Annotated in this window: 19 protein-coding genes; 13 read left to right on the plus strand and 6 right to left on the minus strand. The window is 44.8% G+C overall.

Annotated elements, in window-relative coordinates; all coding sequences use genetic code 11:
- Positions 1–282 precede the first annotated feature (282 nt).
- Together IPP67_07990 and IPP67_07995 are read left to right on the plus strand one after the other, a co-directional pair.
- Positions 283–2,013, plus strand: coding sequence for a fatty acyl-AMP ligase (locus IPP67_07990; GenBank protein ID MBL0339078.1), 1,731 nt, complete (start codon positions 283–285; stop codon positions 2,011–2,013).
- Positions 2,010–2,789: an NAD-dependent epimerase/dehydratase family protein gene (locus IPP67_07995; GenBank protein ID MBL0339079.1), complete on the plus strand. Its 780-nt coding sequence runs from the start codon at positions 2,010–2,012 to the stop codon at positions 2,787–2,789. Before IPP67_07990 ends, IPP67_07995 begins: the two co-directional genes overlap by 4 nt.
- 205 nt (positions 2,790–2,994) lie before the next feature.
- Here IPP67_07995 and IPP67_08000 read toward each other — a convergent pair whose 3' ends face one another.
- The 5 genes from IPP67_08000 to IPP67_08020 form a co-directional block, all read right to left on the minus strand.
- Positions 2,995–4,221, minus strand: coding sequence for an aminotransferase class I/II-fold pyridoxal phosphate-dependent enzyme (locus tag IPP67_08000; GenBank protein ID MBL0339080.1), 1,227 nt, complete (start codon positions 4,219–4,221; stop codon positions 2,995–2,997).
- Positions 4,222–4,231: 10 nt separating this feature from the next.
- A complete protein-coding gene (locus IPP67_08005) occupies positions 4,232–4,465 on the minus strand; it encodes an acyl carrier protein (GenBank protein ID MBL0339081.1) in 234 nt (77 codons plus the stop codon).
- Between the two features lie 221 nt (positions 4,466–4,686).
- Positions 4,687–5,703: a hypothetical protein gene (locus IPP67_08010; GenBank protein MBL0339082.1), complete on the minus strand. Its 1,017-nt coding sequence runs from the start codon at positions 5,701–5,703 to the stop codon at positions 4,687–4,689.
- Positions 5,693–6,676 carry an acylglycerol kinase family protein gene (locus IPP67_08015; protein ID MBL0339083.1) on the minus strand — a complete coding sequence of 328 codons (984 nt, stop codon included), beginning with the start codon at positions 6,674–6,676 and terminating at the stop codon, positions 5,693–5,695. The genes IPP67_08010 and IPP67_08015 overlap by 11 nt, the downstream gene beginning before the upstream one ends.
- Entirely contained in the window at positions 6,673–7,797 is a 1,125-nt protein-coding gene (locus IPP67_08020) for a CDP-alcohol phosphatidyltransferase family protein (protein MBL0339084.1), read from the minus strand. Before IPP67_08020 ends, IPP67_08015 begins: the two co-directional genes overlap by 4 nt.
- Positions 7,798–8,357: 560 nt before the next feature.
- Between IPP67_08020 and IPP67_08025 the strand changes: the two genes are divergently transcribed.
- Genes IPP67_08025 through IPP67_08045 form a run of 5 tightly spaced genes read left to right on the plus strand, consistent with a single transcriptional unit; the run spans position 8,358 to position 12,550 of the window.
- Entirely contained in the window at positions 8,358–9,278 is a 921-nt protein-coding gene (locus IPP67_08025) for a metallophosphoesterase (protein ID MBL0339085.1), read from the plus strand.
- A gap of 54 nt (positions 9,279–9,332) precedes the next feature.
- Complete coding sequence (locus IPP67_08030) at positions 9,333–9,761, plus strand: HIT family protein (protein MBL0339086.1); 429 nt, start codon at positions 9,333–9,335, stop codon at positions 9,759–9,761.
- A 2-nt stretch (positions 9,762–9,763) separates the two neighbouring features.
- On the plus strand, positions 9,764–11,005 hold the full coding sequence (locus IPP67_08035) for an LptF/LptG family permease (GenBank protein ID MBL0339087.1): 1,242 nt from the start codon (positions 9,764–9,766) through the stop codon (positions 11,003–11,005).
- A 13-nt stretch (positions 11,006–11,018) separates the two neighbouring features.
- On the plus strand, positions 11,019–12,119 hold the full coding sequence (gene lptG, locus IPP67_08040) for an LPS export ABC transporter permease LptG (GenBank protein ID MBL0339088.1): 1,101 nt from the start codon (positions 11,019–11,021) through the stop codon (positions 12,117–12,119).
- Positions 12,120–12,160: 41 nt separating this feature from the next.
- Positions 12,161–12,550, plus strand: a complete 390-nt coding sequence (locus tag IPP67_08045; GenBank protein MBL0339089.1) for a PaaI family thioesterase — start codon at positions 12,161–12,163, stop codon at positions 12,548–12,550.
- Positions 12,551–12,720: 170 nt separating this feature from the next.
- Here IPP67_08045 and IPP67_08050 read toward each other — a convergent pair whose 3' ends face one another.
- Positions 12,721–13,755 carry a patatin-like phospholipase family protein gene (locus IPP67_08050; GenBank protein ID MBL0339090.1) on the minus strand — a complete coding sequence of 345 codons (1,035 nt, stop codon included), beginning with the start codon at positions 13,753–13,755 and terminating at the stop codon, positions 12,721–12,723.
- 447 nt (positions 13,756–14,202) lie between these two features.
- On the opposite strand from IPP67_08050, the gene IPP67_08055 reads away from it, so the two are divergent.
- From IPP67_08055 to IPP67_08080, 6 genes are all read left to right on the plus strand, one after another.
- On the plus strand, positions 14,203–14,727 hold the full coding sequence (locus IPP67_08055) for an ABC transporter substrate-binding protein (protein ID MBL0339091.1): 525 nt from the start codon (positions 14,203–14,205) through the stop codon (positions 14,725–14,727).
- A complete protein-coding gene (locus IPP67_08060) occupies positions 14,706–15,434 on the plus strand; it encodes an ABC transporter substrate-binding protein (GenBank protein MBL0339092.1) in 729 nt (242 codons plus the stop codon). The genes IPP67_08055 and IPP67_08060 overlap by 22 nt, the downstream gene beginning before the upstream one ends.
- Before the next feature lie 42 nt (positions 15,435–15,476).
- Positions 15,477–16,352 (plus strand): branched-chain amino acid ABC transporter permease, encoded by an 876-nt coding sequence (locus IPP67_08065; GenBank protein ID MBL0339093.1) that lies wholly within the window; start codon positions 15,477–15,479, stop codon positions 16,350–16,352.
- Positions 16,352–18,160 carry a branched-chain amino acid ABC transporter ATP-binding protein/permease gene (locus IPP67_08070; GenBank protein ID MBL0339094.1) on the plus strand — a complete coding sequence of 603 codons (1,809 nt, stop codon included), beginning with the start codon at positions 16,352–16,354 and terminating at the stop codon, positions 18,158–18,160. The genes IPP67_08065 and IPP67_08070 overlap by 1 nt, the downstream gene beginning before the upstream one ends.
- Entirely contained in the window at positions 18,157–18,816 is a 660-nt protein-coding gene (locus IPP67_08075; protein MBL0339095.1) for an ATP-binding cassette domain-containing protein, read from the plus strand. The genes IPP67_08070 and IPP67_08075 overlap by 4 nt, the downstream gene beginning before the upstream one ends.
- A gap of 84 nt (positions 18,817–18,900) precedes the next feature.
- The gene (locus tag IPP67_08080) at positions 18,901–19,587 is read left to right on the plus strand and encodes an orotate phosphoribosyltransferase (protein MBL0339096.1); all 687 of its coding nucleotides are present in this window, start codon (positions 18,901–18,903) and stop codon (positions 19,585–19,587) included.
- Positions 19,588–19,619 lie beyond the last annotated feature (32 nt).

Genomic DNA, 19,619 nt, shown 5'->3' on the forward strand with positions numbered 1-19,619 from the left:
TTACCTACCTCTGGTGTTATAAGGATTCATATCATTTTTCCTATCCCATTTCCCTATAAGCTTATATCACAAAAATCACCCGGATAAAATAGGTTTGTGGTGCGCACATCTGTTTGACAATAAAATAATTTTCTCCTAGATTTTGGGTGTTAAGCTTTGCTTAGATCCCTTAGCATATGTCAGAGCAGCTGATATAATGAAATCGAAAATATTATGGGTGGGTTCAGGGAAGGATGATCCTTGGAACGTATCCGCCAAACTTTTGAGCAGAAAAATATCTAAATGAACCCCACGCCTACCAAGAGTTCTTTGCCCCATCGCATTGCTGATTTTTCAAGCCTTTGCCAAGCCCTTGATTATGCGGCTCAAGGAATCACTGGGTTCAATTTTTATAATGGCCGGGGGGAATTATATTCAACCCTTCCCTATCAAGCCTTACAAGCGGCAGCGGTAAAAACTGCAAAAGGAATGGTTGCCAAAAAAATCCCGATTGGCTCTCGGATTCTTATAATCGCCGATACTGTACCCGATTTTACCATTTTATTCTTCGCATGCCAATACGCCTCTTTAATTGCCGTGCCAGTTAATTTACCCGTAGGGTTAGGCGGTAAAGACAGTTATATTGCTGGCCTACGCCGACAGATACAGGATTGCGGAGCTTATGGGGCAGCAAGCCCTCAAGAACTCATCGAATTTCTAAAACTAGCCACCCAAGATTTAGATGTCAAAATGGTCGGTGCTTATCAAGACTTTATCTCTTTGCCCAACAATCAAGAAAATATTCGCCCGTGGTTGGGAAAAGATGATCCTTGTTATCTCCAATATTCTTCCGGCAGCACGCGTTTTCCTTGCGGCGTTGATTTACGCCAATCAAACGTTATGGCAAATATGTTTGCCATCAGCGCTCATGGGCTGCAAGTAAAAGCGGATGACCGCTCCTGCTCCTGGCTACCTTTATATCATGATATGGGGTTAGTTGGTATGCTTTTAAGTTCGTTGGCCAATCAATTATCAGCCGATTTTATTGCCACCCGCGATTTTGCCAAACGCCCTTTATTATGGCCTGAATTAATGGCGCGTAACCAGGCAACAATCTCTTACAGCCCAAGCTTTGGCTATGATTTATGTTTACGCCGGGCGATGACTGCCAATTTAACTGGTTTAGACCTGCGTTCCTGGAAAGCAGCTGGCATAGGGGGGGATATGGTGCAACCGGCTGTTTTGGAAGAATTTGGCAGTTTTTTTGCCCCCTATGGTTTTCAAAAAACATCTTTTGTCCCTAGTTACGGCATGGCAGAAACTACCTTAGCCTTATCTTTCAGCCCCTTGGGGCAAGGCGCTAAAACAGATTATGTGGATCGTTTGGCCTTGGCAGATCATTCGGTGGCCAAAGCGGTTCCTCAATCACATCCCAACAAAAGGGCTTTTATTATTTGTGGGCGGGCCTTACCCCTTCATGAAATTCATATCCGCAATGAACAAGGCGAACGGTTAAAAGACCGCCAATTAGGCAAAATATTCGCCAAAGGCCCAAGCGTCATGCACAGTTATTTTCAAAAACCTTTGGAAACCAAAGCTGTTCTATCGGCCGACGGTTGGCTGGATACAGGTGATTTGGGATATAGACTTGGTGATGAAATTGTCATCACGGGACGCAGCAAGGATCTCATTATTATCCATGGGCGCAATATTTGGCCCAAAGATATTGAATGGGCTCTTGAAACGTTACCGGATATTAAAAAAGGCGATACCGCAGCCTTTGCCATTCAAATGGAAAATAACGAAGAAAAAATTGTTGTTTTGGTGGAATGCCGTCTGCAAGACCCACTTCTGATGCAGCAATTGGTCCATGAGGCCACAGCGGTTCTCCGCCGCACCTGCGCGGCTGATGGCCTGGTAGTATTGGTCCCGCCCCGCAGCCTGCCGCACACATCATCAGGGAAACTAAGCCGGTCAAAGGCTAAAGCCAATTATTTAGCAGGCCATTATCAACCGACTAGTCGATCTTCGTGACCGGCCGTTTAGTAGCCGTGACCGGCGGCACCGGTTTTATCGGCAGTCATTTAGTCCGTTTACTACATGAGCAGGGTTGGCGAATCAGGATTCTTAGCCGACGCTTACCCCTTCATCCCTTACTGGCCAATAGCCGGTTTGAAGTGGTGATTGGGGATATGGGAAACCAACGCTCCCTCCACCAATTGGTTAAAGGCTGTTCACTGGTCATCCATGCCGCAGGTTTAGTCAAGGCAGCTAAAGCTGAGGATTTTTTTCGGGTCAACCACCAGCAGACCAAGGCTTTTGCAGAAATCGTCCAGCATGAATGTCTGGAAGGTCGCTTTATCTTTATTTCTTCCCTAGCGGCACGGGAAAAATTATCTGTTTACGGTCTTAGTAAATTTTATGCTGAGGAAGATTTGAAAAAAATAACCGGGCTTCAAACAACCATTATCCGGCCACCGGCCGTATATGGCGAATTTGACCAAGAAATTTTACCCCTAATCAAGTTAGTAAACAAAGGTTTTGGGCTAATCTTAGGCAGCACAAAATCTAGGTTTTCCCTCATTCATGTGCATGACCTGGCTCGTTTTATTGCCCATATTGCGAATGATCCCGAAGCAGTCCACAAAAGCTTTGAGCCAGATGACGGCAAAAAAGGGGGATATTTGTGGATTGACATGATCCGTGAAATAGCCCGAATTTTGCATCAAAAAACATCTGTCTGTTTTACGAATCCCAGCCTGGTTGCTGAAAAGTTACGCTGTCCTTGCAGCCATGATGCAAGGGATTAAACCTGACATCAATCAATATCTTAGGGCATGGAAAAATCCGTGAAATTCTGCATCCCGATTGGGTTTGCCATTTTCCGGAAACAAGTTGGCCGAAAGGGTGGCAACCCCACATCCCTCTTTCTGAGGGATTAACCCGTACAATCACAGCCTACCGGCAGATGGGCTGGCTATAAAAATCTACCTCAATAAGCGCAGAGGGGTTCGATCAAGCTACCGCCATTCTAGCAAGAGGCTGACCCGTAAAATAACTGATTTTATCTGCGACCTGCTTGACAATTTCCACGACTTTTTGCAACTGATCCTGCTGGTGAGCGCTGCAAATGCTAAAACGCAGTAAAGCCGTTCCCATAGGGGTTGCCGGTGGTAAAGCCATATTTGCATAAACGCCACTGCGCAACAACATTTGCCAGAAACGGAACCCCGTTTCCGGATCAGGCATATAGATTGGAACAACCGGACTTTTGGTGGTACCTAAACGGAACCCCAATTGCTGCAGATGATGATAGAAAAATTCAACATTCTGCCACAGACGAAGCCTTAGCGCAGGCTCTTGTTCTACAATTTTTAGTGCCGCCCGTACAGAAGCCATCGTTGCTGGCGGCAAGGACGCAGTAAACATATAAGGACGGCATGCCAAGCGCAAATATTCAAATTGGGGATGGTCGGATACGCAAAACCCCCCAACGGCTCCCAAACTTTTACTAAATGTCCCAACCACAAAATCAATATCGGCCTCAACCCCATCCTCTTGGCATAGGCCACGACCAGTTTTGCCCAGCACACCCATGGAATGGGCTTCATCCACTATAATGTAGGTATTAGCATATTTTTTCTTCACTGCCACAAAATCAGCCAACGGGGCCTTATCCCCGAGCATGCTATAAATACCCTCAATAACAATAATCTTATTGCCAGGTTTGTCCTGCAGGGAAAGCAACCGGCGGTTCAGATCTTTCGCATCATTATGGCGGAAACGAATGACCGTAGCACTCCCCAGTTTTGCTCCATCGTAAATGCTGGCATGTGAATCAGCATCAAGCAACAAGAAATCATCCGGGCCTGCCAGGGTTGAAATAATGCCTAAATTAGCCTGGTATCCGGTTGAAAAAACCATGCAATGTTTTTTATCGTAAAACTTGGCCAAATCATCTTCCAAGCCCTGATGGTCAGCATAGCTGCCGTTGGCAATCCTGGAACCGGTAGTACCCGTCCCTGATTCCCGTACCGCTTTAATGGATGCCTCTTGGCAACGCTTATCAAAGGTCAACCCCAAATAATTGTTGGTTCCCATCAAAATCGTATGCCGACCTTCAATTATCGCTTCCGTTTGTGACAATATTTGTTGCATTTTTACGGTGAATGGACTATCGCCCGAAGCCTTCAACCGCTGGAATTGCTGCTGTATATTTTGGAACCTGTCAAATAACCCCATGTTCAACCCCTTAGCCTTCTGCGGCCAGTTTAATTATAACATTCGCCAAATCATCCACCGTTTTAATCTCCGGCATCAGGTTAAGCGGTATGGTAATGTCAAATTTCTCTTCTAAATCCATCATCAAATCCATAACCCCTAAAGAATCGAGGTTCAAATCAGCTGATAAATCAGTTTCAAGTGTGATGCTTTGAGCTATTGATGATTTGTCATAACACGCCAAAATATCGACAATTTGTGGCAATATCTGATCTATAAGCAGTGCCGGACGGGACAATTTCTTACTCTACATCGTTTCTAAATTAATTATTACGTTGGCATTATAATATTTTACGTCCTTCATCTTATGCCAATAGACTAATGAATAAAAATCACAATTTATGACAATTTATTACAAAGCCTTATTTACCCCAAAAACAGAAGCTTTTTTGGATGCCACGAACATCATTGCGGCCAGAATAAAGTTCATTCTTTCTCCATTTTTTTTTGTTTGCGGTGCCTACCATAAAAACGGGTTAGTAACACCGGCAGTGATAAAAGAGGATGACGTATGTTCCAAGCGGACACTGGGATATCAATACCGCTATGCCTTTTTATTTTCCATAACGCATAAGGAAGTGCCCCTTGAAATGTAAACAAAGCCTTAATCAGGCGCAGAACATTTAGCGCTTTCCCCACCAAACGCCGGCTGAACCAACCCAATTTATTCACAGAACGTTTCAGATATTGCTGGCTTGTCGAAGATCCAGCTTTCACAAAATAATTTTCTTCCCTGTTATGGGCGATAATAGTGGGGAAGCCTTTAAAGGCGGCCGTGGTTAACAAGTCATAATATTCTTGTGATCGTTGATATAACTGCGTAGTACGATTATTCTTTTCAACGCGGATTTCCGCTTTATAAGTTTGCTGGAACCCCGAAACCCAAAGAAGTGCAGGGGAAAAGACTTGCGGCACCAGCGGCAAGCTATGACCAATCATCGCGATAACCGCTTGCGATAAAATCGCGATAATCTTTTGCCTGACAGTTTCATCAACAGCAAAAACCAAGCGTACAGGCTGGCAAAAACGTGCCCATAAAGCGGATTGCAGGCTATAGCCAGCATTGCCCCGACGAAATTGTTCTAGGCTGATGACGGCGTATTTAGCCCTTATTAATTGCCCCTCCCACTTTAACTCGATATAATATACATTGGGCGGTAACAACCAGTTAGCAAAAGCCTGAACTTTATTTTGGTACATCCCTGTATAGCCTGGTACCAAGACGTAAAAGTCGAATAAATTGTCGCCTAAATTTTGGCTTTGCTGGTCGATATTCCAAAGGCAGGATCCGTAAAATAAAATCCCCAGGACGCTCGGATAATATTCTTTTAAATAGTCCCTAAAAACTCCAACCGCCGGATGAGATGGCTTTTCCATCTCTTGCTGGATCAAGGAATATAATTCGGTTTTTTGGGTAGGATCTTTCATGGATTTATGAAACAACAAACGGGATCATGGGTGAAGTTACCAGTTCAATTGGATGAACATCTGAAACAGGTATCTCTTCGCCATCAAAAAAACTAGGGCAATTAATCCCCACGACTATTTTGCCGGTTCTACCACTCTGATAATCATGCTTAATCATCCATGCTGTTGGCCGTCCACGCAAAATTGGCCATATAGCAAAAAGCCAACGAAAGGCCGGAAAGGGCACCGATAAATAACGGATAGCCCCTTCCCCCTTCCCCCAAAAAACTTTCAAGCCAAAACTCATCCGGCTTAAAGTGGTTGCCAGAAAAAGGGTCTGGTTTGATAGGATAGGCAACTGATCTTCAAGGGTAATTTTTGCTGGATATCCTTGATACAAAGGTTGTTCCTGATCAATGGTTGAACCCCACCCGATAGTCATTTTGACCGCCTGCCATACACTTCGCACCAGGGGTAAAAGGACAGATAGCGTTGATTTTATGGTTTTGGTACGCATATGTTGGCGGCTGCTGATGGTGGCACTTGTAAAGGTAGCCGTACCAAAAAAGAACCCTATTTTAGGAACAGCAATGGCGGCATGGGTTAAAACCATAGCAGGCTTTGCTAGGACATTGAGTTTTGTTAACCCCTGTTGATAGATTTTTTCAAGCAATTGGGTCACAGATATTTTGAGACCTAATTCACCGGCAATGAGATTCGTCGTGCCCCCAGTCATTAAGGCCAATAAAGGCAGCTTAGAAAAGCCGGTTTTCTGGTATAAAAGGCTCAAGATATGGTGGATTGTGCCATCACCACCATTTAAAATAATTAGATCAGGCTTGTCTTGGATGATCTGATTAATGATATCTTTTAATTCGCGAAGATGGGGTGGGATATAGTGGGTAACACCCGGATAAAAACGCAAAATATGGCACAATTCCGCCAAATGGTTGGATGACCGGTTGCGCCAGCTATGCGGGTTACTGATAACCGCAACCTCCGGACTCACTCGGTTAGCCATGATGACAAAGGATTCTTTTTGTTTTTTGCTAACTGCGCCTGTACCAGCCGCACCAAATGGAACAGCAAAGAAAATACAGTCCATATACCAACCCAGACTAAGCCCCATTCAGGCCGGTCGAATATCATGAAAGCCGTTAAAATCAGAAGATTGGGGTTGCGGCGTGCCGTTATCAAACGGAAAAAAGAATCAGCCCGTTGCCAAACATGAATATGCATCCCAAAAACCCGGACAAAGTACCCCTCAATTAGGCGTTGCACCAAGTAACCACCCAAAATGCAGAATAGCAGCAGGTCGGCTCCAACCCAGGGGAAATTTAATTGATAAACGTTAAGTACCCCGTACCACCAAGCCCACCACCAGAAAGGAGGATGGATTAAATCAATGCCATGATCAAAAATGTCGCCTAGCCGCGAAGAAGTTAAGGTGACGCGCGCCAGCTTCCCGTCAACCGTATCCAATAGAGTCATGATCCATCCAGCAATCAGTCCTTCAGCAAATAACCCCTTATAAAACAGCCATGTGGCCAGCAGCATAAGTAAAAAACCAATACTGGTGATACTATTTGGGGTTAATCTTAAAAAAGCTGATAATCGGGTTAATGGTAAAGCAATGGGCGGCCAAATATACTTGGTAACAATATCAGTTATCCCTTTATAAGAACCATCAAACATGATCTTTTCAATTTCATGCTTTGGTACCACACCAACTTTTAAAACATAGGGAACGTATTTTTTCCGCAATTTCCGATGATATTGTTGTGCCATCTCAACGGCTTGACAAAAGCGCATTTCACCATGCTGGCCTAGGTGAATATCTCTTTTTAATAGCAACGCTTGTAATTCTTCAAGACTGCAGCTTTTGAGGTAAGCGGCGACTATGACAAAACCCATTTCCTCTTGCGCTATCAAAACTGTATTGGGCTTACCTACCAACGCGTCAAAAGTGACCTGGTCAATAATATATTGTCCGTTCATCAAAAGCACCTCACCCGGCACTGTTGACAACCCGCCAAAATATTCTACCAACTGGCTTTTATCTCCAACCATACGCATTTCGGCCTTGCCAACTGGTTTCATTAAGCGTTGCCAACGATCTTTAGGGGTCAATCCCCAAACCTTAAGCGAAGAACTATGAAAAACACATGCAGAAATCGTTGACGCAGATAGATCATCCATCAATAAAAATCTTCCCATAAATCACAGAAAAAAATCAAAAACTTGATAACAAGCATTTCGCCAAACATACCGGAAATTTATGATTATTCAATCAATTTTTTAGGTAACACATCTGGATTAAGATCCAGGACAAAGCTTATCTTCCTCAAGATACTCATGAAATTGGTCTCGGTGTAATCTGAATCTGAGCGCTTACCGGAGACCTGGTACGTGAATAAACACTTTTGTAAACCCTTTTCTGATCATTGCTAACTCCACCTGATCGCCATGAAAACTTATTTTGTCTCAAAAATATCCTTTCTTTACATCATAAGATAAAATCGAAACGAGCTCACCCTGGTGTGTTTTCAAGCTAGCGTGTTCATCCGAAAAATGACATGCCCAAGACATAACTAACGTTAACATTACCCTATCCGGAGCTAATGATAAGCCAGGCGTTTATAATCAAATAATATCTTGCGTTAAAGGCGTAATTATTAGATGATTCAGATATGTATCGCTTGGCTCATTTATCCGACCTTCATTTGCCTCTTCATCTCTCAAACCCTTTTTCTTTATTGAATAAAAGGTTAATCGGCTTCCTATCCTGGCAATTCAACCGTCGGCATATCCATTTAAACACTGTCCTGGAAAGCTTGAAAACCGACCTGCACCAACAACGGCCGGATCATGTGGTGATCACAGGTGATATCGTCAATATTTCCTTGCCAAAAGAATATGAAAATGCTGCCAGCTGGTTAGAACAATTGCAAGATCCCGAACATTTAAGTGTTATACCGGGCAATCATGATTTTTACACGCACGTCCCCCCTGATCAATCGTTCAATTGCTGGAGAAGCTATATGCAGGGTGACATAGGCCACAATCATGCAACCGATCAAGCGGTGACTTTCCCTTATGTGCGCCAACGGGGGCCTTTGACGATCATCGGCATATCGACCGCTTGCCCCATGCCACCTTTCAGTGCTGCAGGCCTGATCGGCGGCTGTCAATTGGAAAAGCTTGAGCAGATTTTATCAGGTTTATCAGGGCAAGATTATTGCCGGATTATTTTAATGCACCATCCCCCCTTTTCCAGTGACCGCCATAAACGCAAACAATTAAAAGATATTCAGCCCTTTCTTGAAATAGTCCGTAGGCATGGGGCTGAATTGATCTTGCATGGCCATATGCATGTTTCTTCGTTGCGGACGGTCGATGGCCCTGCTGGTGACGTGCCTGTCATTGGCGTGCCCTCTGCCTCCGCCAGCCTTAAAAACCCCAAAGGTTATGCACGGTATCATCTATACGAAATTTCAAAGTCGCCCGAGGGTTGGAATATCCATGTGCATGTCCGCGGCTTATCCCAGAACTTATTATCCCCCTTTATAAAGGAAGGCAATTTTGATATTGTCGTCCCGGTATCACACTGACACCCCATGAATGGGTAACCTTTACAAACACTATAATGGATAAAAACAGTATATATGAATGCAACTTTGCTTAAGTTCGGTTACCCGGATACAACCATTATAGCTTATCATTATTGGCTGGTTTTATTAAGGCGGCCCCAAATAACCCTTGGCAGCTTGGTCATCGCTGCCCGCAGTGACCAGACCCAGTTATCAGAAATGCCCCATGATGCTTTTAGCGAATTATCAACCGTTATCAAGGCTATAGAGACCACTTTAAAAAAACTATGGAATTATGATAAATTGAATTATCTGATGTTGATGATGGTTGATCCCCACGTCCATTGGCATGTCATCCCGAGATATCAAAAACCCCTCCAATGGCTTGGCCAAAGTTTTTTAGACACTTCCTGGCCAAGGCCGCCCGACCTTTCCTTATCTTTGGTCCTGACGACTGAAATAGAACAAGAATTAATTTTTAAATTTCAGAACTCTTGGTGTTGATAATGTCGGATCAATCTGTCTCGCTTGCCACTGACTTTCAAAAAAGGCCCGTTCGTTCTTCCCTAATCTTGAATAAACAGATTTTACGTGATCTGTTTTGGCCGCTGACTGGTTCGATTAGTATTGCCTTAATTGCCTTACTATTAGAAAGACTGTTGCGGTTGATGGACATGGTCATTAGCAAAGCTGGGCCTTTTTATGTGGTTGCCCAGATGCTTGGCAATTTAATCCCACATTATTTAGGCATCGCCATTCCTGCCGCTTTTTTTATAAGCTTAATGTTTGTCAGCATGAAATTAACCCATTATGGGGAATGGGACGCAATCCAATCATTAGGGGTTGGATTATCGCAATTGCTAAAACCTCTCATGGGCATTGCAGTCATTCTAACAATCATCACTTTTATCGTGACAGGTTATTTGCAACCTCATACACGCTACGGCTACCGGTCGCTCGTTTATCTGATTAATCAAAGCGCTTGGAATGCCGCCCTAGAACGAGGTAGCTTTTTCTTCGGGTTACCAAACACCGTCATTACGATCGATAACACGCGTATTTTTCATGATGAACAGGGGGATGGGCAGGAAATTGTAGGGATTTTCATCCGCGAGACCCCCCCCCATCAAAACAAAACTACTATTACAGCTGAGAAAGCCCAAGTGCTTCGTACGGCATCTGGAGATCAACTGATCATCCGGTTGGAAAACGGCCTGCGTTTGACTACAGGCAGCCAGGGACAAATGGATTTATCATCTTTTTCCACTTTCCGGTTACCGCTTAATTTCTCAGCAGTTGGGGAAGAATTCCGTGATCGGGGTAGTAAAGGCGGGGAGCGTGAGCTAACCCTTATTGAGTTAATTGATTTATTGCCATCCCCACCTGCACCCTTATCAAAGAACAAAATAATTGCTGAAATTCATGGGCAGATTATCCGCAACCTCAGCATTTTAATATTGCCTTTTTGGGCCCTGTCCTTCGGGATGACATCACATCGCCGAAAACCCGGAATCGGGGTTATATTAGGGTTGGTTGTGATCGTACTTTATAACCAATTGATTGAATTAGGGTATAACCTGGTTGGCACATCGGGGCTATCGCCCATCTTGGGGTTGTGGCTGCCGTTTTTAATTTTTGGATCGCTGGGGATGTGGATTTTTTATTTAAGCGCCTACCGCCCGGGATTTAGTATTATCAGTGTTTTGGTTGATCGCACACCTTTCATAAAACGTTTCTTGGCTCATTGATAAAGGATACGGGATGAAAACGCTGCGTTGGTATCTATTTAAACTGCACCTTACATATATTGCTGTAGCTTTAATTTTTCTGACTAGCTTATTTTTGTTATTGGATATTTCCAATAATGCTGACAGGGTTTTAAGCCAGCATCAACATCATATATCAGCTTTGGGAAAATATATCCTGCTCACCATTCCCAATATCGGAATGCTGATGATGCCTTTTTCTATCTTGCTTGCCAGTTTGTTGTTTTTATCACGTTTATCGCAGAACCGCGAAATTATGGCTGCCAAAGCATGTGGGATTGCTTTCCACCAATTTTTTCTATCTTTAATGCCTGCAGGCATTTTGATGATGGTTTTATTTTTCTTAGGCGCAGATAAATTAGTACCCTATACCGCGCAAGAACTAACTTCTTGGGAGCAACAATCTTTTGAGTCAAGCGATAAGTTGATTTTTGAGGTTCCCCTTGTCAAAAGTTTGTGGCTCAAAGAAGGCAATGATTTTATTTCGATAGAAAATGTGTACGCTGAGGGGACTTACTTAACAGACATTACGATTTTTAAGCGTGACAAAGACAGCAGGCTTTTACAACAAATAACTGCTGCAACCGCCTCATGGCAACCGCATCAAGGGTGGATATTGCAAAACGGGCAAGTTTTTAATACAGAGATCCGCAGCCAGAATATTGGCTACAAAGCAGATCCATTTACAGAAATGGCCTGGTCCACCACCTTAAAACCAAGCAATATTAAGGAAATTTCTAAAACCGGCAGCGACTTGACCCTTTCCGAACTTTATCGTTTCAGCCAGCCTACCTCAATCGGGTTTAATCCCCTTTATTATTATGAAAGTTGGTTTTATCGCCGTTTATCCAGTCCATTTATGTGTTTGATCATGATCTTATTGGCTTCCACCGCCGCCCAACTATTACCCCGGAAAACGAATATCGCTCAGAATTTGATCATTGGGGTTGGATTAGGATTTTCTTATTTTGTCATTGACGGAATTATGTTGACTTTTGGGCAATCCGGCATTTTATCGCCCTTAATAGCCGCCATCAGCCCTTTGGGTATTTTTGGGGCTATCGGTCTTTGGGGTCTTATGCGCAATGATGCATAACATGTTATCTTGTATTTTTTAAATGTCAGGGACGGTTTACGATGGCCGCTAATTATAATGATTGGCTAGGGTATAAAATTGAAGAATGGCGCTTAGGTTTTATTAAAATTTTGCTGCCTTTGCGCCCGAACCATTTGAATGCTTTGGATATTCCCCATGGCGGCATTTTATGTTCGTTGCTGGATATAGGTGCTGGGTTATCGGGCATTTTTCAAGCAGAAGGTCTGCCAAACAAGAACCGGCGAGCCTTGACGATTGCATTGACCAGCCAGTTCATCCGCCAAGCACCTTCAACCGGTACGCTCAGCGTCATTGGCCAGCAATTGGGTGGTGGCAAAAGAATTTTCTTTGCCTGTGCCCATATATTTGATCAGGAACAACAGCTAGTCGCCAAAGGCGATGGCACCTTTAGATATCTTGAGACTATCTAATGGTGGTTACAACAACGACAGCACAAAACAGCCCAATGGCACCCTAGCGCTTTTCAATCTTGATAGGTAAGTATTTGCTCGAACGGCCAAGCGATTGACTTTAAGGAACCTAGCACCTGCCAAGGTTAGTAATAAGTGCCTTGATTTTTGATGATAAAATCGGCGACCGGTTAAGATGAAGAAACAGTCGCAACCTCAACGGTAGGCTGGGCACAGTCAAGTAATTGCTGGCATAAATGACGCAAGGCAGAGCGGTTGGTTTGGATCATATGCTCCCCTAATAACTTTAATTCGCGGATATTTTCGGCACTGGCATCATCTAATTCTTCATTATTATCCAATCTGGCCTGGAAACGGTAATATTGCCGCCTTCCGTGGGCTGGAGTGTGCAACAAGATACTTAACTGATGATCAACCATATCGCTGGTGCCATCACACATCAAGGTAAAAACCTGCTGGCCCCAATGAGCAGCGCCCCAATCTTTGGCTTTATCATAGGGCAATCGCCTAGTAAGCTCCCCGGTGCCTAAAGAAACCAACAAGAAATTATTATTATTAGGATATCGCTGTTTTGCTTCAATATAGGCGCACATGGCTGGATTATTGGCAAAAACCCCGCCATCAATCAAGGCATAATAATCGCTTGGCCCATCTACCTGCAATAAGGCTGGCTCAAAATAGGTGGGAGCCGCAGTCGCTGCACGGATAATGTGTTTGACCGCGAAATCATATTGGGGATTTTGCCGCGCCGCGCTACTTTTGAAAAAAAGCGGCAAGCGTCGCTCTATTTCATAAGAAGCGATCATCAAATCCGTTAAAGATTCGCTTAATTTTGAGTCTCCAAAATAATCTTCTAACACGCTTTCCAAGCCAACGGCTGAATATTTACCCTCAGCCAAATTCCCAACGGCACGGATTTTTTTCCAAAGGGTCCTTGAAAAAACCCTTCTGCCGTCAGCCTCATAAAGTTGGACGATATCGCGCGCGGTATACTTGTTCTTTTTCCCAGAGATATCCCCAGACGGCAGGCTTAGGGCGGTTGCTAAAATAGCACCCGTTGAAGTTCCAGCAACCAAATCGAAAAGGTCAGAAATTGGTTTGCCGGTGCGTTGTTCAATTTCAGACAAAATCAAAGCAGGGATAATGCCGCGAATCCCCCCCCCGTCAATCGATAAGATACGCACAGGCCTGTTTTCTGGTAGCATGTGAATAGGTGAAGACCCTGCCGACGGGGGATTTGGCGAATTGGCAGAGCGCAAACCAGATCCTTCCGTATCCTGATATGTTTTGTGTAACAGGGCGTCTATAGGCATAAATCTTATAACCTGCTAATTGTTGGAATAATTGTTACAAATTTATATTTGGGTAACAATTGCGATCCTATTTATTCTTGAAGCTATTGGCACTATTATTCTACGTGATATTAATATAATTAATTGAAATAATAAACTAGTGTTTTTTAAGTGATGTTTTTTTAGCGAAATACAAAAAATCAAATAAATTAGCCGTCATTAAAATTGTTTAGGGAAATATTTTTTTCCCGTATTACGTACAGTAAGTGATAAAGGATTAGTCAATTTCACCGCAGCAATTTTAAACTGATATCCAGATTATAGGCAATTTTATACTTGTTACATAAAGGAATATGGATCATGCCAATATCGTTTCCACACCTTGCCTACCCGCAAAAACCAAGAAAAGAATTTGGGCTTTCCCTGGTCTTTTTCTTTCTGGTCTTTTTTCTCCTGGCCTTTATTTTTGTTTTACCTGCAGCCCAGGCCCAGCAAGCGCAAACATACCGGGTTGGTATTTTGGTGCCCTTAACCGGTTTTTTGGCGTTAGAGGGGGAAAGCCAACGCAACGGCGCGTTATTGGCTCTCGAAAACCCGCCAGCAGCCCTTAAGCAGGCAGGCATCGCCCTTGATTATGAAGTTTTTGATACCGGATCCAACCCCGAAGGGGCAACCCTGGCTTTCAACCGCTTGCTTCGCCATAAAAATTTGGTAGCAATCAGTGGGCCAATTTTGGGTACGCAGATGTTGGCGATCTTGCCCCTTGCCCGCGACGCGGCCATCCCCCTGTTGACTATTTCAGGCACTGCCTCCTTACCCAACAAGGGAACCCTTGGGTCTTCCGGTTTTTTCCGGGCGATAGCTTGGTCAAAAACATCCAAGTAAGATATGCGGTTGAAGAAAGAAAATTAACGGAACCGGTCATCCTTTATCAAACCACTGCTTACGGTCAAAGCGGGCTTGGGTATTTACAACAATATTTTCAAGCAAAAAATATTGCGGTTTTGGAAGCCGTGGCAATCGACCCCAACACACGGGATTTAACCCCCATTTTGTTGCGCTTGATGGAAAAGCATCCCGACAGTTTTATTGTGCAGTTACATGCAGCCTCTAATGCTTTGCTGATCCAACAAGCAAGACAAATGGGCATTGGACTGCCAATCATTGCAGGATCAGCAATGCACCAGCCAAGCACGGCAGCGCTTCTATCACCCAAAGAATTGGCCAATGTTTGCGCAGAAACCGGTACGGCGCCGCTTGCAGATCAGCGCCCTGACGTGCAAGCCTTTGTTACTGCCTACCAAAAACGTTTTAACCGCCAACCCGATGCTTTCGCCTTGGCTCAATATGACGCTCTCCAAATGCTGATGCAGGCATTGGCCGCAACGGCTTCTGAAACCCATCTGGGCGATCCAAGCCAATCCATTGTGAGGGTAAGGCGGCAAATTCAACATTTTTTAACGACCACCCCTTTTCAAGGGGTCGGCATGCGCTATGTGGCAGACAATCAAGGAAATATGGCCCATTCGGGGTTAATTATTTGTTACGATGGGAACAGCCGGTTGCCCATAGTGGTTCAACGTTATGAATAAAAGATATTCTATTTTTCTTAACTTCGACATGATGGGCATGGTATGGGAATAGCCCAAACGTTGATCCTTCATTTCCTCAGCCTTGGCTGTATTTATACATTGGCAGGAATTGCTTTTGTGTTTTTGTTAAACAGCACCCGCAGCATCAATTTTGCTTATGGCGAAATGTTGGTAGCGGCAGGCCTGGTGGCTGCTTTGCTCGGATCAACCGAAAATTTTCCTTGGCCGCTGCTCGTGATATCGATTACAGTTTTTGTGACCCTAGCTTTGGTAGGATTAGCCGCTGTTTTTTATTTTCCCCTCAGAAACCGTCCCCCAGAGGCGATTTTCCTCAGCAGCATCGGGATCGGCATGGTGATCCAGAACCTCTTGGTGACAGGGCTTGGTGCTGCCCCCAGACGTTTATATATTGATAGTTTTGTCCAATCTTGGTCAATGGGCGGGTTTATCTTGCCCCTGCATTTTATTATGCTGTTCCTGACCACCTTCCTGATTATTGGTGCGCTTTATTATTTTTTATCCTACAGCCGTTTGGGCTTGGGTGTCCAAGCCGTTACCCAAAACCCAGACCTGGCCATGATATTTGGCATCCGTCCGTTACACACCGCTATTGCCAGTTTTATAATTGCAGGGTTGCTAACCGCTATTGCCGCTATATTCCTCAGCCAAAACTCTTTCTTGGCACCTGAGCAAGGCAACGATTTGCTATTAAAAGCCTATATGCTGACGATCATCGGCGGTTGGGGCCGTGTATACGGATTATGGCTGGGTGCTTTTTTATTGGCTTTCCTTGAAACAATCTTAGCTTTTTGGCTTTCCTATCCTTTAACGCCCATTGTTATTTATGCTTCCCTCATTATCCTCCTGGTCTGCCGTCCGGGCGGAGTATTGCAGGAAAAGCAAGGACAGCGGATGTAATGCAGGTTAATTCCAAAAAATCCACCAGGCTTTATCAGTTGATCGGCGGCGGCCTCATCAGCTTATATTTGATTTTTTCTGCGGTGATGGTCGGCTGGGGAGATTATCTTTTTTTAATCCTGATAATCGCCGGTTGCCAATCCCTATTGGCCATCAGTTTTCAGCTTACCTACGGCATGGCTGGCATGCTTTCTTTAGCGCAGGTTGGTTTTTTCGGCCTCGGCTCCTACCTTTCCGCTTTCATCAGCCTGTATCTTTCCACAGATTTAGTCTTGCATTTTTTATTGATCAGCCTGGTTGTTGTGCCGCTGTCTTACCTGCTGATCTTGCTATTTTCTTCTTTTTCATCCCACAGCTTTGCCTTGGCAACCCTGGCTTTTAGCGAATTGCTGTACCTTTTAGCTATTCACCTGCAATCCTGGACAGGTGGCGCCAATGGCCTATACAACTTACCTTCCCTGACCTTGCTGGAGTGGACGATTGATGATGGGTTGCCCTTGCTGGTTTTAGTATGGCTACTGGTCAGCATAGCCCTAATGGTGGCAATGGGGTTAAAAAGCGGCTTGAAAGGTTTTCTTTGGCAATGGTTGGAAAAAGACCGGATGGGGTCAGAGAATTTGGGTGTCCCCTATCATTCCTTACGGGTGATTGCTTTCACAACGGCTGCTGTTCTTGCAGCTGTCGGCGGCCTTTTGCAAAGCCAAAGCGTGAAAGTGATATCGCCCCAATTATTGCAGTTGCCGGGAATGATATTTTGCTTGGTTTGTGTGGTACTGGGCGGCAAAAAAAGTAGTGTTGGCAGCGTTATCGGGGTACTGGTTTTGTCTTTTGCCAATGAGTGGTTGCGCGATTTTGAAGAGTATCATCTTGGTTTTTATGGGTTGTTATTAGTACTTTGTATTCTACTGTTGCCGAATGGATTGGTGGCAGATAGGAAAGCCAAAGCTGCCATCCCTACACCTGAAACCCCTCCTTTGCTCCTTGCCGCTTCAGCCCCACAACCAACCACCAGCTTTCCTTCTTTATCCTTACAGAATGTGGGTAAAAGATTCGGAGGGGTGCATGTCCTGGAACATTTGTCTTTTACCCTTCAGGGTGGACATATATTGGGGATTATTGGCGCCAATGGATCAGGCAAAACCACCCTTATTAATATTTTGAGCGGAGCAGAACATCAATACCAAGGCAACATTCGCTGGAACGGCAAAAATTTAGCCGCCTTGCCTTTGCTCCACAGGATAAAAACGGGGATTGTCCGTAATTTCCAATCCACCCAACGACTCTCAGGCATCAATGTACTTGAATATATTGCTTTGGCCTACCGGATAGCCGAGCCCACCAGCTTGCGGTGGCCCTCGGTCTTGAATCCTTGGTATAACAGGAACCGGGACAGTCGTGATCTTTCAAAAGCCTTAACCTTTCTTGAGAAATGGGGCCTTAGCCCCTGGCAAACTATGCCTGTTACCGATCTTAATTCCAGCCAAGCCCGTCTGCTTGAAATCTTACGCACGGCCATTTTTAAGCCGCGGTTGCTATTGCTGGATGAACCCATGGGGAATCTTGCGGAACCAGAACAATTGGTATTGCAGCTTTATCTTAAAGAACAGCAACGGCAAGATTGTATCATTATCATTGCCGATCACCATATCCCCTGGTTGTTTGGCTTAGCCGATCAAATTCTATGGTTGGGTGAACCAAGCCCGTCCCGCTTGCAGCAAGCGCCACTCCCCAGCCCACTGGAATTGCAACGAAATGAGCTGTTCCAGCAGTTTTTTGCTATCTCCCCGATTGGTAGCGCATCCCCATGAAGTTAGATATCCAGAATCTGCGTTTAGATCCAGCCATTCCCCCCTTGGCCCCAGTTTTTTGCACCCGCCCCGCTATTATCCATGCAGTTGGTGTCAACGTCTCTTTGTTTTTCCAAGCCATCATGGGGTTGATTGCCCCTTCTCAAGGCTCGATTACTTGGAACAATACGCTTTTATCCCAAGATCGCCAAATCCATCAAAGCATTTGGCAAAGATCACGTCTGGGTATCCGCTATTTGCCAAGCCCCAGGCAAATATTCCGCGGATTGTCGGTTGAACAATCTCTGAAATTGGCGATCCTCCCCAAAATTGATAGCCATCTCGACGCCCTTCAGGAAATTTATGCGCAATTACCCATCTTGGCTGCCAATAGGCAACGCCAGGTTTGGCAACTATCCGGCGGCCAACAGCAAATTTTGGCAATCGCCTGCTGTTTGATTGGCCATGCACAACTGCTTTTGCTGGAGGATCCCCTGGCAGGATTAAGTATCCCCTTGCAGCAGCAAGTATGGCAATTGCTGCTTTCCCACGTTCAACAGAAACAGGCTTTGGTCATTTTGTCATCGATGCAAGCCCTTTATCCACAAGACTCATCCGACTTCCCCACCATCTCTTTTCAACAATGGTCATTAACGGATCCCTTACAATTGGGGTAAAGACAATCAAGCCTTTATTTCCTATAACATCTGGACAAAAAAGCCTTTGCCCTGTAAACAATTGCTTAAAATCGGAGAAATTTCATGCAACCTAGTAGCTTGATCCTTGATATCAACCAAACAACCGCCCGCTTATTGTTGGAGATTGAGGCGGTGTATTTACGCCCGCAACAACCTTTTATTTTAACATCTGGACGCGCGAGCCCAGTTTACGTAGATTGCCGCAAAGTCATTGCTTTCCCAAGAGCACGGCGCAAGATTACCGAAATGGCCGTGCAGCTGATTGCAGAAAAAATAGGGCTTGAGAGCCTGGATGTCATCGCGGGCGGTGAAACGGCAGGCATCCCTTACGCCGCCTGGATTGCCGATGCTTTATCCTTACCGATGGCTTATATCCGCAAGCAACCGAAAGGTTTCGGTCGCCAATCACAGATTGAAGGAGTCATAAGGCCGGGCAACCGTTGTCTGCTGGTTGAGGATTTAGCAACCGATGGTAGAAGCAAGGTTAACTTCATCGAAGCCCTCAAAGCAGTTGAAGCCAACATTCAACATACTTTCGTCGTGTTCCATTACGGCATATTTCCTGAAAGCCGTTCTGTACTGGCCAATTTGCATGTCCAGCTGCATGAACTAGCAACCTGGTGGGATATTTTGGCCGTGGCTGAAAAAGACGGGCGCCTGGTTGGGGAAGACAGCAAGATTGTCCGGGCATTTTTAGAAAACCCGGAAGGTTGGAAGGCACCGAACAGCAGCAAAACCCTGCCTAAATAACAGGCCATCACCGCCCAAAAATATTTGGGCTA

This window comes from Rhodospirillaceae bacterium, from assembly GCA_016722635.1.
Classification (GTDB): domain Bacteria; phylum Pseudomonadota; class Alphaproteobacteria; order JAEUKQ01; family JAEUKQ01; genus JAEUKQ01.

Coding starts and splice junctions, on each gene's coding strand:
- IPP67_07990 (MBL0339078.1), top strand. CDS start 283: ATGAACCCCACGCCTACCAAGAGTTCTTTGCCCCATCGCATTGCTGAT.
- IPP67_08000 (MBL0339080.1), bottom strand. CDS start 4,221: ATGGGGTTATTTGACAGGTTCCAAAATATACAGCAGCAATTCCAGCGG.
- IPP67_08025 (MBL0339085.1), top strand. CDS start 8,358: ATGTATCGCTTGGCTCATTTATCCGACCTTCATTTGCCTCTTCATCTC.
- IPP67_08030 (MBL0339086.1), top strand. CDS start 9,333: ATGAATGCAACTTTGCTTAAGTTCGGTTACCCGGATACAACCATTATA.
- IPP67_08035 (MBL0339087.1), top strand. CDS start 9,764: ATGTCGGATCAATCTGTCTCGCTTGCCACTGACTTTCAAAAAAGGCCC.
- lptG (MBL0339088.1), top strand. CDS start 11,019: ATGAAAACGCTGCGTTGGTATCTATTTAAACTGCACCTTACATATATT.
- IPP67_08045 (MBL0339089.1), top strand. CDS start 12,161: ATGGCCGCTAATTATAATGATTGGCTAGGGTATAAAATTGAAGAATGG.
- IPP67_08050 (MBL0339090.1), bottom strand. CDS start 13,755: ATGCTACCAGAAAACAGGCCTGTGCGTATCTTATCGATTGACGGGGGG.
- IPP67_08055 (MBL0339091.1), top strand. CDS start 14,203: ATGCCAATATCGTTTCCACACCTTGCCTACCCGCAAAAACCAAGAAAA.
- IPP67_08065 (MBL0339093.1), top strand. CDS start 15,477: ATGGGAATAGCCCAAACGTTGATCCTTCATTTCCTCAGCCTTGGCTGT.
- IPP67_08070 (MBL0339094.1), top strand. CDS start 16,352: ATGCAGGTTAATTCCAAAAAATCCACCAGGCTTTATCAGTTGATCGGC.
- IPP67_08075 (MBL0339095.1), top strand. CDS start 18,157: ATGAAGTTAGATATCCAGAATCTGCGTTTAGATCCAGCCATTCCCCCC.
- IPP67_08080 (MBL0339096.1), top strand. CDS start 18,901: ATGCAACCTAGTAGCTTGATCCTTGATATCAACCAAACAACCGCCCGC.